At 60.3% G+C, this 17,832-nt stretch carries 15 protein-coding genes and 1 pseudogene; 4 read left to right on the forward strand and 12 right to left on the reverse strand.

Features of this window, described 5'->3' with window-relative positions:
• The 6 genes from Mame_RS16150 to bcoG all read right to left on the reverse strand — a co-directional run bounded on the left by Mame_RS16150 (window position 1) and on the right by bcoG (window position 7,514).
• Window positions 1–1,656, reverse strand: a complete 1,656-nt coding sequence (locus Mame_RS16150; RefSeq protein WP_018064211.1) for an ABC transporter ATP-binding protein — start codon at window positions 1,654–1,656, stop codon at window positions 1–3.
• Window positions 1,649–2,470, reverse strand: a complete 822-nt coding sequence (locus Mame_RS16155; protein WP_018064212.1) for an ABC transporter permease — start codon at window positions 2,468–2,470, stop codon at window positions 1,649–1,651. The genes Mame_RS16150 and Mame_RS16155 overlap by 8 nt, the downstream gene beginning before the upstream one ends.
• A gap of 10 nt (window positions 2,471–2,480) precedes the next feature.
• Window positions 2,481–3,440: an ABC transporter permease gene (locus Mame_RS16160; protein ID WP_018064213.1), complete on the reverse strand. Its 960-nt coding sequence runs from the start codon at window positions 3,438–3,440 to the stop codon at window positions 2,481–2,483.
• Between the two features lie 7 nt (window positions 3,441–3,447).
• A complete protein-coding gene (locus Mame_RS16165; protein ID WP_018064214.1) occupies window positions 3,448–5,034 on the reverse strand; it encodes an ABC transporter substrate-binding protein in 1,587 nt (528 codons plus the stop codon).
• Between the two features lie 114 nt (window positions 5,035–5,148).
• The gene (locus Mame_RS16170) at window positions 5,149–6,594 is read right to left on the reverse strand and encodes a carnitine 3-dehydrogenase (protein WP_018064215.1); all 1,446 of its coding nucleotides are present in this window, start codon (window positions 6,592–6,594) and stop codon (window positions 5,149–5,151) included.
• Complete coding sequence (bcoG, locus tag Mame_RS16175) at window positions 6,594–7,514, reverse strand: 3-dehydrocarnitine:acetyl-CoA trimethylamine transferase BcoG (protein WP_026173372.1); 921 nt, start codon at window positions 7,512–7,514, stop codon at window positions 6,594–6,596. Before bcoG ends, Mame_RS16170 begins: the two co-directional genes overlap by 1 nt.
• Window positions 7,515–7,916: 402 nt before the next feature.
• Between bcoG and Mame_RS16180 the strand changes: the two genes are divergently transcribed.
• The gene (locus tag Mame_RS16180) at window positions 7,917–8,843 is read left to right on the forward strand and encodes a GlxA family transcriptional regulator (RefSeq protein ID WP_018064217.1); all 927 of its coding nucleotides are present in this window, start codon (window positions 7,917–7,919) and stop codon (window positions 8,841–8,843) included.
• Window positions 8,844–8,850: 7 nt separating this feature from the next.
• On the opposite strand, the gene Mame_RS16185 is transcribed toward Mame_RS16180, so the two are convergent.
• Entirely contained in the window at window positions 8,851–9,735 is an 885-nt protein-coding gene (locus Mame_RS16185; protein ID WP_026173373.1) for an alpha/beta hydrolase, read from the reverse strand.
• 304 nt (window positions 9,736–10,039) lie between these two features.
• On the opposite strand from Mame_RS16185, the gene Mame_RS16190 reads away from it, so the two are divergent.
• The 3 genes from Mame_RS16190 (at window position 10,040) to Mame_RS16200 (ending at window position 11,938) form a co-directional block, all read left to right on the forward strand.
• Window positions 10,040–10,921, forward strand: a complete 882-nt coding sequence (locus tag Mame_RS16190) for a DMT family transporter (protein WP_018064219.1) — start codon at window positions 10,040–10,042, stop codon at window positions 10,919–10,921.
• A gap of 146 nt (window positions 10,922–11,067) precedes the next feature.
• A complete protein-coding gene (locus tag Mame_RS16195) occupies window positions 11,068–11,553 on the forward strand; it encodes a GNAT family N-acetyltransferase (protein WP_236953504.1) in 486 nt (161 codons plus the stop codon).
• A 1-nt stretch (window position 11,554) separates the two neighbouring features.
• Window positions 11,555–11,938 (forward strand): GFA family protein, encoded by a 384-nt coding sequence (locus tag Mame_RS16200; RefSeq protein WP_033409837.1) that lies wholly within the window; start codon window positions 11,555–11,557, stop codon window positions 11,936–11,938.
• A 28-nt stretch (window positions 11,939–11,966) separates the two neighbouring features.
• On the opposite strand, the pseudogene Mame_RS16205 reads toward Mame_RS16200, so the two are convergent.
• The 5 genes and pseudogenes from Mame_RS16205 to Mame_RS16225 all read right to left on the reverse strand — a co-directional run bounded on the left by Mame_RS16205 (window position 11,967) and on the right by Mame_RS16225 (window position 17,815).
• Window positions 11,967–13,126 (reverse strand): annotated as a pseudogene (locus tag Mame_RS16205) (IS3 family transposase).
• A gap of 218 nt (window positions 13,127–13,344) precedes the next feature.
• Window positions 13,345–14,877, reverse strand: coding sequence for a sulfatase family protein (locus Mame_RS16210; protein WP_018064224.1), 1,533 nt, complete (start codon window positions 14,875–14,877; stop codon window positions 13,345–13,347).
• A 17-nt stretch (window positions 14,878–14,894) separates the two neighbouring features.
• A complete protein-coding gene (locus Mame_RS16215) occupies window positions 14,895–15,980 on the reverse strand; it encodes an ABC transporter ATP-binding protein (RefSeq protein WP_018064225.1) in 1,086 nt (361 codons plus the stop codon).
• Window positions 15,981–16,008: 28 nt separating this feature from the next.
• Window positions 16,009–16,872 (reverse strand): carbohydrate ABC transporter permease, encoded by an 864-nt coding sequence (locus Mame_RS16220; RefSeq protein WP_018064226.1) that lies wholly within the window; start codon window positions 16,870–16,872, stop codon window positions 16,009–16,011.
• Window positions 16,862–17,815 (reverse strand): carbohydrate ABC transporter permease, encoded by a 954-nt coding sequence (locus Mame_RS16225; RefSeq protein WP_018064227.1) that lies wholly within the window; start codon window positions 17,813–17,815, stop codon window positions 16,862–16,864. Before Mame_RS16225 ends, Mame_RS16220 begins: the two co-directional genes overlap by 11 nt.
• Window positions 17,816–17,832: the final 17 nt, after the last annotated feature.

Consider the following 17,832-nt stretch of genomic DNA (forward strand, 5'->3'; position numbering starts at 1 on the left):
TCAGGCTCCTTCGGGCACGGCTGAAGCCGGCAGATGCTCTTCCAGAAGTTCCAGCGTATCTTCCAGCCAGCCGATCCGCATTTCCGGCACGGAGCGCATGAGAAGCTCGGTGTAATCGTCGAACGGCGGCGAAAGGACCTCTTGCTTGCCGCCATAGCGCACCACCTCACCCTGATACATGACCGCAATCGTGTCGGCGACTTCGCGAACGGCGGCGATATCATGGGTGATGAAGATGTAGGTCACACCGTCTTTCAGCTGAAGATCGCGCAGCAACTTCAGAATGCCCTTGGCCACCAGCGGATCGAGCGCGCTCGTCACCTCGTCGCAGATGATCAGCTTCGGTTCTGCCGCAAGCGCGCGGGCAATGCAGACGCGCTGCTTCTGCCCGCCGGAAAGTTCGGCCGGGTAGCGATCGATGAATTCTTCGCCGAGTTCGATACGGTCGAGCAGCTCGATGACGCGTTTGCGTTTCTCCTTGCCCTTCATGCCGAAATAGAATTCGAGCGGGCGGCCGATGATCGTGCCGACGGTCTGGCGCGGGTTCATCGCCACATCCGCCATCTGGTAGATCATCTGCAGTTCTTGCAGGTTCTGCCAGCTACGTCCCTTCAGCGCAGGCGACAGCACCTCGCCGTCAAACGAGATTTCCCCGGTATGCGGCGGCAACAGCCCGGTCAGGACCCGCGCAAGCGTCGACTTGCCCGAGCCGCTTTCGCCGACGATCGCGAGTGTGGTGCCCGGCTGGACCTCCATGTTGATGTTCTTCAGCACATCGAAATCGAGCCCGCGATAGCGCGCCGAAATCTCCTTCAGCGTCAGCACCGGCTTTTCATCCGGGTCGTGCTCGCGGCGCTCGACATTGATCGCCGAGACGAGGTCCTGCGTATACTCCTCCTGCGGGTGATTGATGATCTGGTCGCAGGTGCCGTATTCGACGGTTTCACCGCCGCGCAACACCATGATGTCATCGGCGATCTGGGCGACGACGGCAAGGTCATGCGTAATGTAGAGAGCGGCCACGCCGAAATCGCGGATCGCCTTCTTGATCGCCGCCAGAACGCCAAGCTGGGTGGTCACGTCCAGCGCCGTCGTCGGCTCGTCGAAGACGACAAGATCCGGCTTCGGGCAAAGCGCCATGGCGGTCATGGCGCGCTGAAGCTGGCCGCCGGAGACCTGATGCGGATAGCGGTTGCCGAAGGTTTCCGGGTCGGGCAGGCCAAGACGGGTGAAAAGGTCGACGGCGCGCGCCTTTGCCTCCGACCGGCTCATGCGCTTGTGCTTGACGGTCGATTCAATGACCTGATCCATCAGCTTGCGCGCCGGATTGAAGGCGGCCGCCGCTGACTGCGCCACATAAGTGACTTCGGCGCCGCGGGCAGAGCGCAGCACCTTGCCGGGCGCGCGGCGCATTTCCCGGCCATTGAGCTTGATGGAGCCGCCGGTCAGCCTGACACCGCCACGGCCATAACCCATGGCGGACAAGCCGATAGTCGACTTGCCGGCGCCCGATTCCCCGATCAGGCCCAGCACCTTGCCCTCTTCCAGCGTCAGCGACACGCCGTTGACGATGGTGATCTTCTGCGGCTTTTCGCCCGGCGGATAGCTGGTCGCCTCGATTTTCAGGTCCTTGATTTCAAGAAGAGCCTCAGCCATTGCGGCCTCCTTTCAGCGATGTCGTGCGTTCCAGAATCCAGTCGGCGACCAGATTGACGGAGATGGCGAGCGCGGCGATCGCAACGGCCGGCAGCAGGGCTGCGGGAATGCCATAGACGATGCCATCCTTGTTTTCCTTCACGATGCCGCCCCAGTCGGCATTCGGCGGCTGGATGCCGAGACCGAGGAAGGAAAGCGTCGAGACGAACAGAACGACGAAGATGAAGCGCATGCCGAGTTCGGCAATCAGCGGCGAAATCGCATTCGGCAGGATTTCACGGAAGATCACCCAGCCACGGCCTTCACCGCGAAGCTGCGCTGCCTCGACAAAGTCCATGACGGCAAGATCGGCTGCAACGGCGCGCGACAGGCGGAACATGCGGGTGGCCTCCAGCAGCCCGATGACGACGATCAGGATCGGCACCGTGACCGGCATCACCGAGAGCACCACCAGCGCAAAGATCAGCGATGGAATGGCCATGATGAGGTCGACGAGGCGCGACAACGCCTGATCCACCCATCCGCCGATGACGGCAGCGAAAAGCCCAAGCGCCGTGCCGACAGCAAAGGCAACCATGGTTGCCGCGATTGCCACGAAAATCGTGGTGCGGCCGCCATAGATCAGGCGCGACAGCAGATCGCGGCCGATATTGTCGGTGCCAAGCCAGTACGCGGCGGACGCCGGCTCCCAGACATCGCCGACAACCTGGCTCATGCCATAGGGCGCAAGAAACGGCGCGAAGATAGCCGCGAGGAAGAAGCAGATGGTGACAAACAGGCCGACAAGGGCGGGATAAGGTATTCGTTTTATCATGTTCTTCTCCTCATCGCGGATGCCTGAGGCGCGGATTGGCGAGGATTGAGAAGATATCCGCCAGCATGTTGAGGCTGATGTAGACGGCGGCAAAGATAATGCCGCAGGCCTGAACCACCGGCACATCGCGCTTGGCCACATGGTCGACCAGATACTGGCCCATGCCGGGATAGACAAAGACCACTTCGACCACCACGACGCCGACGACCAGATAGGCCATGTTGAGCATCACGACGTTGACGATCGGCGCAATGGCATTCGGAAACGCATGCCGCCAGATCACCTTGAAGCGGGAAAGCCCGTTCAGTTCGGCGGTTTCGATATAGGCGGACTGCATGACGTTCAAAAGCGCCGCGCGGGTCATGCGCATCATATGCGCCAGCACCACCATCACCAGCACCGTGACCGGAAGCGCAATTGCATACAGTCTGGCGAAGAACGACATGTTCTGGTTGATCATCGCGACCGACGGCGCCCAGCCAAGCTGCACGCCGATGTAGAAGATCAGGATGTAGCTCAGCATGAATTCCGGCACGGAAATCGAGGCCAGCGTGATGGTCGAGATCAGCTTGTCCGGCCAGCGGTTGCGGTAGAGCACCGAAACAAGACCGAGAATGATGGCAAGCGGCACCGAGATGATGGCGGCGCACCCGGCCAGGAACAGCGTGTTTGAAAGCCGTCCACTGATGGCGGTCGCGATATTCTGGCCATTGGTCAGAGATGTTCCGAGATCGCCGTGCAAAAGACCGACAAGCCACGTGATGTAGCGTTGGTAGACCGGCGCGTTAAGGCCAAGCTCGGCGCGCAGGTTTGCCAACGCTTCAGGTGTGGCAGACTGGCCGAGAATGGCCTGGGCGACATCGCCGGGCAGCATTTGCGTGCCGGCGAAGATCAGGATCGATACGAAAAAGATCAGCATGAGGCCCAGCGCTAACCGCTGGGCCACAAGCTTGAAAAGGGAGGCGTTCATGGGCGCCTCAGGCCTTCCAGCATTTTACGGGAGCAAGACCGTTCATCAGCTCGAAGACGCCGTTTTCTTCCCAGCCCTGAACATCGGTGCTGACGGCCTGTACGAACTCGTTGAACATCGGGCAGATGAGACCGCCCTCGTCACGCAGGATCTGCGCCATCTGGCTGTACTGTTCCTTGCGCGTTTCCTGGTCGAGTTCGCCCTTGGCTTCCAGAAGAAGCTCATCGAATTCCTCATTGTAGAAATGCGTGTCGTTCCAGTCGGCGCTGGAAAGATAGGCGGTGGTGTACATCTGGTCCTGAACCGGACGGCCATCCCAGTAGGAGGCGCAGAACGGCGTGTTGTTCCAGACATCCGACCAGTAGCCGTCATCGGGCTCGCGCTGGATCTCAAGCGGAATGCCGGCAGCCTGTGCGCTCTGCTGGAAGAGCTGCGCGGCATCGACAGCGCCCGGGAAGGCGGTTTCGGCAACACGCAGGATGATCGGGCTGCCGTCATGACCGGAAGCCTTGTAGAGTTCGGCGGCCTTTTCCGGATCGTAAGTGCGCTGCTCGATGCTGTCATCGAACAGCGGATAGCTTTCGTTGATCGGGAAGTCATTGCCGACCGAACCATAGCCGCGCAGGATCTTTTCGACCATTTCCTCGCGGTTGATGGCGTATTTCAGCGCATTGCGCAGTTCCCTGTTGTCGAACGGCGGCTGATCGCACTGCATGATGAACACGTAGTGACCGCGACCGGCAACATGATCAACGGTGATGTTCGGCGCACGATCAAGCAGACCGGCAACGCGCGGCGCGACCTGGTTGACGATATCGACCTGACCGGACTGGAGTGCGGCATTGCGCGCCGTCGCATCATTGATGATGGTCATCTCGATCGTGTCGAAGTGACCGCGGCTGTCATCCCAGTAGTCGGCAAACTTTTCAAACGTGTAGCGAACGCCCGGCTCGGCCTCGACGATCCTGTAGGCGCCGGTACCGATGCCGGCGGTCGGGTCTTCGCGGCCACCGCCCGGCTGGATTGCCAGATGGAAGTCGGAAAGGAGATAAGGAAGGTCCGCCGTCGGCACATCGACCTCGACGATCAGGTTTTCGCCATCGACGCGGATATCGGAAATGCCGCGCATGATGCCGAGCGCGCCGGACTTGGAGTCCTCATCGGAATGGCGCAGCAGCGTCTGGCGCACATCTTCCGGCGTCATCGTCTCGCCATTGTGGAACTTGACGCCCTGGCGGATCTTGAAGGTCCAGGTCTTGGCGTCGTCGGAGGCCTCGAAGGATTCGGCAAGGCGCGGGTTCAGCGAGCCGTCTGCGTTCACTTCGAGAAGCTGTTCGCCATAGGCGCGGACAACGTGGAAGGGAACCTGGCTGGCAATCAGCGCCGGGTCGAGCGAGGTGGTCGACGAACCGCCGCCGAGGCCCATGCGCAGCGTGCCGCCCTTGACCGGCTCCTGCGCCATGGCCATGCGGCCGAACATCGAATTGGCGGCAACGGCACCGACGCCAAGCGCCGAGGTGCGGGCGATGAATGCACGGCGGGACATGCCGCTCTTCAAAATGCCGGGTGTGAGAAATTTCCGATAATTGTTCATTTTGCTTCCCTCTTGGTTTGGATTTGTCCGCAAACGAGGCGGCTCGTGAGCCTCTCTGGTGGGGCGGAATAAAATTGCTGGAACGAGCCCGTAGGAAACTTTGCCCGGTCGCAGCTAACGACTGCCGGGGCGCTCGCCGACAAAACGGCCAGCGCCATCGGCATCGAAACCGGAATGTATACGCTCGAATTCCGCCAGCTTTTCGGCGACCTCACCTTCCGGAACGCAGGTGCGACGTGCCTTGAGGTCGGTGTGCAGCAGCAGCGTCTCGACGGTTGCCGCCAGTTCGCCGTCACCGCGGAAAAGCCGGTGGAACAGATGCATCTTCTTGCCCTGGCCGGAGAGCAGTTGCGACGTCGCCGTCAGCCTGTCACCCTCGTGAACCTCGTTCAGATAGCGCACATGGCTTTCGACGGTGAAATAGCTGAGGCCACTGGCGATATAGGCTGCATCCGCGCCGATCAGCGCCATGAAACCGTCCGTCGCCTTGGAGCCGGCCTCCAGAAAGAAGGTCTCGTTCATGTGGCCGTTATAATCGGTCCATGACGACGGCACCTGGCGGTTGAGCGTTACGGGAAGTCCGTCACGCTCTCCGCTGACGACAAGATCGGCCTCATGCGCCGACACGACCTTGCCGGAGGCATTGTCGCTGACCTTCAGCGCCCGCAGGATGCCGACAAGATTGTCGTCGCGCTCCCGCTCCAGTTCACGGATGGACTTTGCGCCGGACTGCGCGTCTGACTGCCCGGCGATCAGCCCGACAAGTTCATCATTAAATTCCGGCACGTCCATGAGCTTCGTCCACGGCCAGGAAAGCGCCGGACCGAACTGCGCCATGAAATGCTTCATACCCGCCTCGCCACCGGCAATGCGGTAGGTCTCGAACAGGCCCATCTGGGCAAAGCGCAGGCCAAAGCCCATGCGGATCGCCTCGTCGATATCCTCTGTCGTGGCAACGCCGTCCTTCACCAGCCACAGGCTCTCGCGCCAGATCGCTTCGAGAAGCCGGTCGGCGATATGGGCGTCGATTTCCTTCTTCACCGTCAGCGGATACATGCCGATAGAACGGAGAATCTCGGCAGCCTTTTCGCAGGTCGCCTTGTCGCCGACGAGTTCAACGAGCGGCAGCAGATAGACCGGGTTGAAGGGATGGGCGACGATGGCGCGGGCGCCCTTTTCATTCAGCTCAGACGGTTTGAAACCGGACGTGGACGAACCGATGATCGCCCCCTTCCCCGCCGCCGCAGAAATTGCTGCATGGGTTTCATGCTTCAGCGCCAACCGTTCCGGCACGCTTTCCTGTACCCAGATGGCCTCGCAGACAGCCTCTTCAAGTGTGTCACAGAAGGTCAGCGCCCCTTCGACGGGCAGCGGCTTATCGTAGAGCGCCGGCAGCGAGCGGCGGGCATTGGCGATGACCTCGCCAATCTTCCGCTCGGCTTCCGGATCGGGATCGAACACTGAGACATCAAAACCATTCAGCAGGAAGCGCGCGGCCCAACCGCCGCCGATCACGCCGCCGCCGATAATGGCGACCTTTGATGGGCCATCCGAACTCATCAGGCAGCCCCCTTCGGCGCACGTTTGACCAGACCGAGCTTTTCACGCACGGCCTCCGGCCCGATGACGCGACCGCCCATGTTTTCAGCAATCGTGACCGCTTTTTCGACGAGTTGGGCATTGGTGGCGAGCACGCCCTTCGACAGATAGATATTATCCTCAAGCCCGACGCGGATATTGCCGCCGGCAAGCATGGCGGCTGCCGCATAGGGCATCTGATCACGACCGAGCGAGAAGGCCGACCACTGCCAGTCTTCCGGAACATTATTGACCATGGCCATGAAGGTGTTGAGGTCGTTCGGCGCGCCCCATGGCACGCCCATGCATAGCTGCACCAGCGCCGGCGAGGTCAAAATGCCTTCCTTGACCAGCTGTTTGGCGAACCAGAGGTGGCCGGTGTCGAAGGCTTCGATCTCCGGCTTCACGCCGAGATCCGTCATCATCTGCCCCATGGCGCGGAGCATGCCGGGCGTGTTGGTCATCACGTAATCGGCTTCGGCGAAATTCATCGTGCCGCAATCGAGCGTGCACAGTTCCGGCAGGCATTCGGCGATGTGGACGACGCGTTCGGCGGCGCCGATCATGTCGGTTCCGGCCTCATTGACCGGCAACGGCGCCTCCGTCGACCCGAAGGTGATATCGCCGCCCATGCCGGCCGTCAGGTTCAGCACCACATCGACCTCCGCATCGCGGATGCGGTCCGTCACTTCACGGTAGAGTGCGGGAAGGCGTGACGGCGCGCCGGTTTCGGGATCGCGGACATGACAGTGAACAATCGCTGCGCCCGCCTTTGCGGCATCGATGGCGCTTTTGGCAATCGCTTCCGGTGAACGGGGAACATGGGGCGAGCGGTCCTGGGTACTGCCTGAACCGGTTACGGCACACGTGATGAAGACATCCCTGTTCATTGTCAGAGGCATGAATACTCCTGTTGCGTCACTCCCGTCGTGAAGAGGCGGAGAGCGAAAATACTCGTTGCGCACAAGCCGGCCCTGACCTTGAAGGCCGGGTGCGAATTCCAATTTTTCTCGCGCAGATTGACGCCCTGCGCGGCGCTTAACGTGCAGGTATGAATCGGACTTCGGATGCAAGACGCATCCCGGCACGCGGCGTGCAGCCATGTGCATGACCCGGTGGAAAAACAGTCGCATGCCCCGTCAGGACAGACTTCGTCACCGGCTCGTCCGATTGTCCAGGCGAAGGGCCTGAGGCGCGCTGTCGCGAGGACTGACGGTTTCGATGGGCAGGAGAATAGGTTAGCCATGCGCCGGCGTTTTATCCTATTATGCCATTTTATTGTCCAATAAGGCCAATTACGCCCCATGAACGTCACATTCCTGCTCCTCGACGGCTTTTCGAACCTGGTCTTCTCCTGTCTTCTCGAACCGCTTCGCATGGTTCACGATCTTTATCGGGAGGATATCAGATGGCAGGTCATCAGCGCCGATGACGAAGCGGTTGAGAGCTCGTCGCACCTGCTGCTCGTCCCCACAGCAAAGCGCGAGGACATCGAGGCCTCCGATCTTCTGGTCATCGTCTCCAGCAACGGCTACCGCCAGCATCCGACGCCTGAAAACCAGCGCCTCGTGATGGCGCTCGCCCGACAGAGCCGTTATGTCATAGGCGCGGATGCCGGTGCATGGATGCTCGCCTCGACCGGTCTTCTGGACGACCTGACGGCAACGCTGCACTGGTCGGTGATCAGCGAATTTGCGGAAACCTTTCCGGAGGTTCACGTCAGCCAGGCAGGCTACGTCAAGGAAGGGCGGCTGTGGAGCTGCGGCGGCGCCTCGACGGCGCTGGAACTGATTCTCGCCTTCATCACCGAGGAGTTTGGCGCGGCCAGGGCGTTCATGGTCTCATCCATGTTCATGCATGATGCAAGCCCACAGCGCGACGGCGCGCGCATGCCGACGGCGCTTTCCGTGCCAGGACGCGGCAAGATGGACGCCATCATCAACATCATGGTGGAAACGATCGAAAATCCGCTGTCGCTCAGCGCGCTTGCCGAACGCGCCCACATGTCGACGCGCACCCTTAACCGGCTGTTTAAGGCCGAGCTCGGCATGTCGCCGGGGCAGTACTACCAGAACATCAGGCTGGCTCACGCCCGCGAGATGGCGGAAAACACGGCGCTGGGCCTGCGCGAAATCGCGATCCGCTCCGGCTATTCGAACGCCCCTGCCCTCAGCAAGGCCTTTCGCAAGGCCTATGGGCACTCGCTGCGCAAGATCGAAAAGAAGCCGTGACCGGCCTTCAGTCGCCGTGGCACAGGAGCGAGAGCCGCTCCGTGATCCGCCGGAACATATCCGCCGCCCTCTGGCTGCGGTGGCGGGCGCGCAGCCAGCCATGCACCAGTTCCGTTCCGGTTTCGACATGGACGGAACCGCCGACAGCTTGCGCGGCGGCCTGATAACGCAGCGCGTCGTCATGCAGCGGATCGCATTCGGCAGGATAGATGAAGGTTGCGGGCAGGCGTGCGAGATCGCCGGCCCGCGGCGTGGCCCTCGGATCATCCGGCGTGCCGCCGCGGACATCGCCATAGCCGCGCAACTCGTCACGGGAAAGCAACGGCGCGTGGGCATGAGTCTCGAAGCTTCCGCCCTCCGGTGCAAAGCCGAGCGAGGGATAAATCAGAACCTGCCCCGCAAGCGCCGGCCCCACCCACGTTCCAGCCACGGAAGCGCAGAGCGACGCGCCGGCACTATCGCCGCAAAGCACCAGCCGGCGCGCCTGTGCAAGCGCGCGCACAACGGAAATCATATCATCATAGGCTGCCGGATGGCGGTGCTCCGGCGCAAGCCTGTAGTCGACGGACACCACCTGAACGCCGGTCGCGGCGGCAATTTCCGCGCAAACATCGTCATGGCTCTCCAACCCGCCCAGCACAAAGCCGCCGCCATGGGCATAGACAATGACCGTGTCGGTCTCTGCCCCATAAAAGCGAACCGGCACGCCGGCGATCGTCCCGTCGAGAACCGTGAGCCCTACCGGTCGTCCAGCATGAAAATGCGCCGCCATGCGGTCGTAAGCCGCCCGCTGCCCGTCCCAGTCGTCACCCTTCAGGTCCGCAGGATAGAAAGTCATTGTTTCATTGACGAAGTCGAGAATGGTCTGGTCCAGATAAGTCGTATAATCCACGAACACGCTCCCTTGGCTGCAGGGATCGTTAGCTCATTTTCCCATCGGCAAACAAGTTCCCGCGAACAGGTCAAAAAACTGATCACCGATTTGAGGGCGAAGCTGTTCGGCTTGCCGAAACGAGGTCGACGGGCAGCGACAAGGCCGGCCGCGCCGTCGACGCCAAGGCTGCCGGACCAGTCAGGAAGGTCATACCGACCCGGGCTCCAGTGCCCCCGTGACTTCTTCGCCCTTGCCACTTTCGCACCGGATCGGGCAGTCTGTCCTCTCGCATACGGAAAGGCATCGACAGAAAGAGATCGAAATGCAGGCTGCGCCGTCCGGCAGAGAGGCAAGTTATACCAGCGGCGTTGTCCTGATGTGCGCAGGCGTTGCCTGCCTGAGCGCCAATGATGCAGTAGCCAAGGCGCTGACCTCGCACTACCCGCCGCTTCAGATCCTGTTTCTGCGTAACGTGGTCGCCTTGCCCTTCACCGTGCTCATCGCCATCACCATGGGTGGATGGCAGGCGCTGAAGACCTACCGGCCCGCGGCACACCTGCTGCGCGGAGCGCTCTGGGTCTGCGCCACGATGATGTTCTTCACGAGCTTTATATATCTCGGACTTGCGGAGGCCACCGCGCTGATCTTCGTGGCGCCTTTCTTCATTACCGTCATTTCGGCGCTGTTTTTGGGCGAAAAGGTCCATATATGGCGATGGCTGGCGGTCCTCTTCGGTTTCCTCGGCGTTCTCGTGGTCATCCGCCCGGGCGGGGCGACCTTTCAGGCGGCCTCACTGCTGCCCGTTGCCACAGCACTTGTCTACGCATTGCTGATGCTCAGCGCGCGCTGGGTCGATGCGCGTGAGAGTGTGTGGACACTGCTGGTCTATCTGACGGGCACGGCGGCGCTGATCAGCGTGTTCATTGTGCCCTTCGTCTGGGTGCCGGTGCGCCTCGAAGACCTCTGGCTTTTTGCGGCCATCGCCGTTTTTGGAACGGCGGGCATGACAATGATGACGCAGGCCTTTCGGCTGACCCCGGCGGTTATTGTCGCGCCGCTGGACTATACCGCGCTCGTCTGGGCCACGCTGTTCGGCTGGTTGATCTGGCGGGAAAGCCCGGACGCCGCGACCTTCCTGGGCGCCGCGATCATCATCGCCAGCGGCGTTTTCACGATCTTCCGGCAAAAAGGGAAAGCCGCATGACCCTGCAGAAACGTAACATTCACGGAGACGGATAACAGATGGCACGCCAACCGCATGCGCCGTTAGCTTTTGATATCCGACCGGCAAGATGGGCGCACTTTGAGGCCGTTATGGGAGAGAAAGGCGGCTGTGGCGGGTGCTGGTGCATGTTATGGAGACGCAGCGCCAAGGCGATGGAAGCCGGAAAGGGTGATGGAAATCGGCAGGCCATGAAGGCGATCTTCGACAGCGGCGCTGTTCCGGGGCTTGTCGCAATGCATGGAGACGAGGCTGTCGGGTGGATCCAGGTCGACCGGCAATCGGCATTCCCGCGCCTTGCATCGTCACGAATCCTGAAGCCGGTGGATGAACAGGCGGTCTGGAGCGTCTCATGTTTCCTGGTCGACAAGCGATACCGGCGTCAGGGGCTCTCGCTCAAACTGTTGAACGCGGCTGTCGAATGGGCCCGTATGCACGGGGCAGCAATCGCCGAGGGCTACCCGATCGATACGCCAAAAGCAAAATATCCGGCCGTCTATGCCTGGACCGGTTTCATGGGAACATATATCAGCGCCGGTTTCACCGAGGTCGCCCGCCGATCCGAGACCCGACCGATCATGCGAAAGCAGTTGAAAAATGATGGAGAGGATTGAGATGATCAAAGGCAGATGCGAATGCGGCGCGGTCGCTTTCGAGGTGGAAAATGTGCGCGACACCGTCACGGTCTGCCATTGCAGCCAGTGCAGGCGAACCAGCGGTCATCTCTGGGCATCGACCCACGCGCCGTTCGACCAACTGACATTCCTGAATGACGAAGGACTGCGATGGTATGCATCGTCTGATCATGCAAAACGCGGCTTTTGCACGCATTGTGGATCCAGCCTGTTCTACCGCATGAATGATGAAGCCGGCATCGGCATCGCCGCCGGTTGCCTGGACGACACCTCCACCTTGCACATCAGCAAACACATCTTCGTTGCCGACAAGGGTGACTACTATCCTCTGCCTGACGACGCCGAGATTATCGAGAACAGCTAGATGTGAACTTTCAGGAGGTTTGGACCTGTCACGGTTTCGTTACGCCCCAGGTGCTCGTTTGAGCCACTTTCCATTCGAAAGCGACGGGGCTTTTCCAGCCCAGCGCTGAGTGGCGTCGCCGTGGATTATAGAAGCCGTTGATGTACTCGAAGAGTGCCATTTCAACCTGCCTTCGCGTTTCCCATGACCTCCGCCAGATCAGTTCAGCCTTGATCGTTTTGTAGAACGTCTCGACTGCCGCGTTATCATAGCAATTTCCTTTACCGCTCATTGATATTTTGAACCCATGTTGGTGCAGGATTTTCTGGTAGTCGTGCGAACAATATTGACTGCCTCGGTCGGTGTGATGGATGCAGCCCTCGGGCGGCGTCCTGAATGCGATGGCCATGTTCAGCGCCCGGATCGCCAAGTCCCGTTTCATCCGGTTCGAGAAGGCCCAGCCGATCACTCGGCGAAAATGCAAGTCCAGGGACACAGCCAGATACAGCCAGCCTTCGCGGGTCCAGACATAACGGATGTCACCCGCCCACTTCTGGTTTGGCGCGTCAGCTTTGAAGTCACTATCCAGCAGGTTTGGCGCGATGTTGAACCCGTGGTCGCTGTCCGTCGTCACTTTGTGTTTGCAGGTTCTGACCACGGATATGCCATTCTGGCGCATCAGTCTGCCCACACGGCGGTGCCCCACATTCAGGCCGATGTCCTTCAACTCTTACGTCATCCGTGGTCTGCCGTAGCTGCCCAGGCTCAGACGTGATTGTTCCTTGATGTGCGCCAAGGTCACCATATCGGATCGTTGCCTGCGGCTGGCTGGCCGACTGCGGAAAGCCCGCAAGCCGTGCGGATCACTTCCATGACCTTGCACAGTCGTCCGATGGAAAATACGGATTGGTGCTCTTCGATGAACTTGAACCTCACGGCTTTTGGCTCGCGAAGAACACCGTGGCTTTTTTTTAAGATGTCCCGCTCCTCCTTGAGAATACGGTTCTCGCGCCGAAGTCGCTCATTCTCTTGGGCGTGGCCTAAATCCTCTGTCGACACCACATCCGTTTCTCTGTGCGCTGTGATCCACTTGTTCAACGTCGACATGCCAACGCCCAGATCATCTGCAACCTGTTTGCGCGTGAGCCCCCTCGTCAACGCGATCCGAACCGCGTCCTGGCGGAATTCGTCTGGCCGTTTCAATCCCATACTCAGTCTCCTTTGTGGAAGTAAATGCTATCAAAGGAGCGGAATCAAACCGCGACAGGTGCTGTGTCCGCGTGCATCAATATGGTGCTACCGGAAAAACGGACTCCAATCGAAGCCTGGGGTGTGCCAAGGGGGACCTGACAACGAAGAATCACGCCCTCGTCGATCCGGCGATTGATCTGACCGATCTCGTGCACCAGAGCATCCATTTGCCGTTTTCAGTTCCGACAGGCGGCCCCGTTGTGCTCCGGCACATCGCCGATCTCAGCCATCTTGGCATCCAGCTTTTCCAGCATGTCACGGAAAATGCCCCCATATTCCGGGTCGCCGGCGCGATTGTACAGTTCAAAGGGGTCCGCACCACAGTCGAACAGTTCCCATTCGGGCGGGTCATCGCCCGATGTAGCCCCGATCTGGCCGAGCGGCTCGTTGTACCAGTAGATCAATTTGTAGCGCTCGGTCCGAATGCCGTAATGGGCGAACGCATTGTGGATGACATCCTTGTGCATCCAGTAACGGTGATAGGCGACATCCTGCCACTCTTCGCCCGCCTGGCCTTCGAAAACCGGCCGCATGCTCGTCCCCTGCATGTAGGAGGGAACCGGCACGCCGGCATAATCGAGAAAGGTCGGCGCGAAATCGACATTCATGGCGATCTTCCCGGAAATGCCGCCCGGTTTTATCCCGTCGGGATAACGCACCAGAAACGGCATCTGCAGCGATTCCTCGTACATGAAGCGCTTGTCGAACCAGCCGTGCTCACCCAGGAAAAAGCCCTGATCGGAGGTGTAGATGACGATCGTGTTGTCCGCCAGTCCCGCCTCGTCGAGATAATCGAGGAGACGGCCGACATTGTCGTCGATCGACTGCACCGTTCTCAGATAGCGCTTCATGTAGCGCTGATACTTGAATTCGGCGAGTTTTTTCGGGTCGGTAAAGGTGAAGTTTTCGCCGGTCTTCACATCGATCAGCGTCACGCTTTCCCCCTCCTTCAGTTCGGGCACCTTGCGCATGTGCACATTCGGATGCTCGAACAGCAACGCGCCGACCTCCGAGCCGCCTTCGGGCTGCACCAGACCGAGATCCTCATAGGTCATGTCCGAGCGCACCCGCATCTTCGCCTCCTTCGCCGCCGCCGCGCGGTTGGCGTAATCATCGGTGAAGCTGTCGGGCAGCGGCAGGTCCGCCTCGAACATGTCCTCGTGCTTGTGATCGCAGACGAAATGCCGGTGCGGCGCCTTGTGATGGCACATCAGGAAAAACGGCCGTTCCTTGTCGCGGGCCTTGATGAAATCGATGCTCATGTCAGTGGTGATGTCGGTGACGTAACCCGGATGCACCTTCGGACCATCGCGATCGATGAACACCGGATCGTAATAGACGCCCTGCCCCGGTATCACCGCCCATTGATCGAAACCGGTCGGCTCGTGCGCCTTTCCCTCACCAAGATGCCACTTGCCGAAGATCGCCGTCTGGTAACCGGACTGTTGCAGGTGTTTGGCGACGTTCGGCAACCGGTTGTCGATATGGGTGTCGAGTGTCGTCACCAGGTTCACGTGATTATAGGTGCCGGTCATGATCGCGGCGCGGCTTGGCGTGCAGATCGAATTGGTGACATAGCAACGGTCGAGCCGCATGCCCTCGTTCGCCAGCCGGTCGAGATTGGGCGTGTTGTTAAGCCCGCCACCATAGGCCGAGATCGCGCGGGCGGCATGGTCGTCGGACATGATGAAGATGATGTTGGGTCGCATGGATCTGCCCCTTTATGTCAGTTCTGGTCTGCGGCAAGCGAGATGCCGGCAAGCGACCGTCCCTCGCTGTCGAAGAAATGGGTACGTCCCGACAATACGACACCGGTTGCGACGCCCGTCGGCGTGTTGGTGCCGCCGGGAACACGCACCACCAGTTCCTGACCCCATTCGGTGGCGACATAAACGAACTCGCTGTCGCCGAGACGTTCCACCACGCTGACCGTGCCAGTGAAATGACCGCTGTCCGGCTCCGTGAGCGTCATCTGGTCGGCCCGTAGCCCCACAACGGCGGTTCGCGCCGCATCCTCACCTGAAAGCGTGACGGCGCTTTTATCCCTGAAACGGAATGTCAGGTTTTCGCCGCCTTCGAGATCGAGAAAGTTCATCTTCGGCGATCCGATGAAACCGGCGACAAAAAGATTTGCCGGGTTCTCGTAAAGCTCCATCGGCGCGCCGATCTGCTCGACCCGGCCCTTTCGCAAAACCACGATCTTGTCCGCCAGCGTCATGGCCTCAACCTGGTCGTGGGTCACATAGATCATCGTGGAGCCTGCCAGCTGCTGATGCAGCTTGGCCAGTTCGAGACGGGTCGCGACCCTGAGCTCGGCGTCGAGGTTCGACAGCGGCTCGTCGAACAGAAAGACCTGAGGGTGCCGTACGATGGCGCGGCCGATGGCAACGCGCTGGCGCTGTCCGCCGGAAAGCTGTTTCGGCTTGCGGTCCAGAAGGTCCTCGATCTGCAGGATTTTCGCCGCTTCGCTGACGCGCTTGGCCACTTCGGCTTTCGGCGTACCGTTCATCCTCAGTCCGAAGCCCATATTCTGGTCGACCGTCATATGCGGATAAAGCGCATAGGTCTGGAATACCATGGCGACGCCCCGGTTGGACGGATCGACATCGTTGACCCGCTGCCCGTGGATCTCGAGGTCGCCGCCGCTGATTTCCTCAAGCCCGGCGATCATCCTGAGAAGCGTGGACTTGCCGCAGCCTGACGGGCCGACAAACACAACGAACTCGCCCTTTTCGATTTCGATGTCGACGCCATGCACGACCTCGAGACCGCCATAGGATTTCTTGATGTTCTTGAGACTGACGCCAGTCATGTCTGGTCTCTCCCAAATAGCTCAGCAGTCATCCCTTCACCGCCCCGGCGAGGCCGTCGATGAAGTAGCGCTGCAGGAACAAAAACAGGATCACCACCGGAAGGATGGAGATCGTGGAGGCGGCGGTCATGCCGCCCCAGTCGATGAAGTTCTCGCCGCGAAAGGCGTAGACGCCGACCGAGAGCGTCCGGATCGAGGGATTGGCGAGCGTGACGACCAGCGGCAGCAGGAAATCGTTCCAGGCGTAGAGCGTCTGCATCACCACGACCGTAACAACGATTGGGCGGGCAAGCGGCAGCATGACGTACCAGAAAGTCTTGACGAAGCTGACGCCGTCCATCTTGGCAGCTTCTTCGAGCTCGTTCGGTATCTGGCTGAAATAGCCGGCAAACAGGAGAACGAAGATGACGAAGGATCCGCCGCAGGTGGCCAGCATCACGCCCCAGAGCGACTGGCCAAGCCCGATGCGCGTCAACAGGTCGAAGATCGGGATGATGGTGTAGCCCTGCGGCACGAAGATCGTGAACGCGATCAGCGCGAAGATAAGGCCGCGCCCGACGAACCGCCGGCGCCCCAGCACATAGCCCATCATCGAGGAGGCGATCGTGACGAGGAGAACCGACCCCACCGTGACGAAAACGGTGTTGAAGAAATAGGAGCCGATATTGGCCTCTTTCCAGGCGCGAACATAATTTTCGAACGTCGGCTGTCCGGGGATAAGCCCTTCATTGGCAAAGATCGCGGCATTGTCCTTCAGCGACGCCGAGATCATCCACAACAGCGGATAGATCCAGACGGCGCAGACCGCTGCCAGAACGACGGAGATCAGAACGCGGCGCATGCGCGGCGACAGCGCCGGCTGTCGGATTGCAACACGGGCATCATGCGGCATGGGGCTTCTCCCTGTTGCGCAGGTGGCGAACCGCCAGCACCTGAAGAATGGTCAGCGACATGATCGCCAGTCCGAAGAACACGCCCGCCGCACTGGCATAGCCGAGACGCGGTATGGCGCCTGCGGTGGCAAAGGCGTAGCGAAAGATATAGACCTCCATCACTTCCGAGGCGAAATAGGGTCCGCCCTGGGTCATCGACATGATCAGCGGGAACACGTTGAGCGCACTGATGGCGGAGATCAGCGCGATGACGATGGCAAAGGGCATGATCATCGGCATGATGACGTAAAGCGTGACCTGCCAGCCCTTCACGCCGTCGAGCTTGCAGGCTTCATAGAGTTCGGCGGGAACCGTCTGCAGCGCGGCCAGCCAGTAGACCATGGTGACGCCGACCCATTTCCAGACATAGATCGCCGCCAGCGTCCACAGGACCAGGTCCGGGTCACCGAGGAAGTCCAGCGGCCGCGACAGCAGACCGATATCCAGGATGGCCATGTTGATCGGCCCGTTGAAGGGCGACAGCATGATCGTCATCACGATGCCGATGACGGCGACAGGCGTCACCACCGGGAGGAAGATCATCGTGCGAAAAAGGGCCGAGAGCTTCAGAAGCTTGTTGTTCAGGATGATCGCGATAATCAGCGAAATGATCATCTGCGCGGGCACGGTGCTAAGCGTGAACAGAAACGAACGCCCGAAAGCATTCCAGAAGAACGGATCGCGAAGCAGTTCGACATAGTTTGCGAGCCCGACAAACTTGGCATTGGCATCGAAGCCGGACCAGTTCAGCAGCGAGAAATATTCCGCCGCAAAAATCGGGTAGAGAATGAAGGCGCCGAAGATGAGCATGCCGGGAACGAGGAACAGATAGTCGACGCGGCTGCTCCAGATCCGTGCGCCCAGACGGCGCGTCAGACTGGATGACACGGTGAAATCGGACATGGGATAGTTTTCCTGAC

It is taken from the genome of Martelella mediterranea DSM 17316, assembly GCF_002043005.1.
GTDB lineage: Bacteria > Pseudomonadota > Alphaproteobacteria > Rhizobiales > Rhizobiaceae > Martelella > Martelella mediterranea.

Bases quoted from the DNA above. Each gene is read 5' to 3' on its own strand.
- Mame_RS16160 (WP_018064213.1), bottom strand. From the start codon at position 3,440: ATGAACGCCTCCCTTTTCAAGCTTGTGGCCCAGCGGTTAGCGCTGGGC.
- bcoG (WP_026173372.1), bottom strand. From the start codon at position 7,514: ATGCCTCTGACAATGAACAGGGATGTCTTCATCACGTGTGCCGTAACC.
- Mame_RS16210 (WP_018064224.1), bottom strand. From the start codon at position 14,877: ATGCGACCCAACATCATCTTCATCATGTCCGACGACCATGCCGCCCGC.
- Mame_RS16165 (WP_018064214.1), bottom strand. From the start codon at position 5,034: ATGAACAATTATCGGAAATTTCTCACACCCGGCATTTTGAAGAGCGGC.
- Mame_RS16225 (WP_018064227.1), bottom strand. From the start codon at position 17,815: ATGTCCGATTTCACCGTGTCATCCAGTCTGACGCGCCGTCTGGGCGCA.
- Mame_RS16215 (WP_018064225.1), bottom strand. From the start codon at position 15,980: ATGACTGGCGTCAGTCTCAAGAACATCAAGAAATCCTATGGCGGTCTC.
- Mame_RS16200 (WP_033409837.1), top strand. From the start codon at position 11,555: ATGATCAAAGGCAGATGCGAATGCGGCGCGGTCGCTTTCGAGGTGGAA.
- Mame_RS16220 (WP_018064226.1), bottom strand. From the start codon at position 16,872: ATGCCGCATGATGCCCGTGTTGCAATCCGACAGCCGGCGCTGTCGCCG.
- Mame_RS16170 (WP_018064215.1), bottom strand. From the start codon at position 6,594: ATGAGTTCGGATGGCCCATCAAAGGTCGCCATTATCGGCGGCGGCGTG.
- Mame_RS16155 (WP_018064212.1), bottom strand. From the start codon at position 2,470: ATGATAAAACGAATACCTTATCCCGCCCTTGTCGGCCTGTTTGTCACC.
- Mame_RS16195 (WP_236953504.1), top strand. From the start codon at position 11,068: ATGTTATGGAGACGCAGCGCCAAGGCGATGGAAGCCGGAAAGGGTGAT.
- Mame_RS16190 (WP_018064219.1), top strand. From the start codon at position 10,040: ATGCAGGCTGCGCCGTCCGGCAGAGAGGCAAGTTATACCAGCGGCGTT.
- Mame_RS16180 (WP_018064217.1), top strand. From the start codon at position 7,917: ATGAACGTCACATTCCTGCTCCTCGACGGCTTTTCGAACCTGGTCTTC.
- Mame_RS16150 (WP_018064211.1), bottom strand. From the start codon at position 1,656: ATGGCTGAGGCTCTTCTTGAAATCAAGGACCTGAAAATCGAGGCGACC.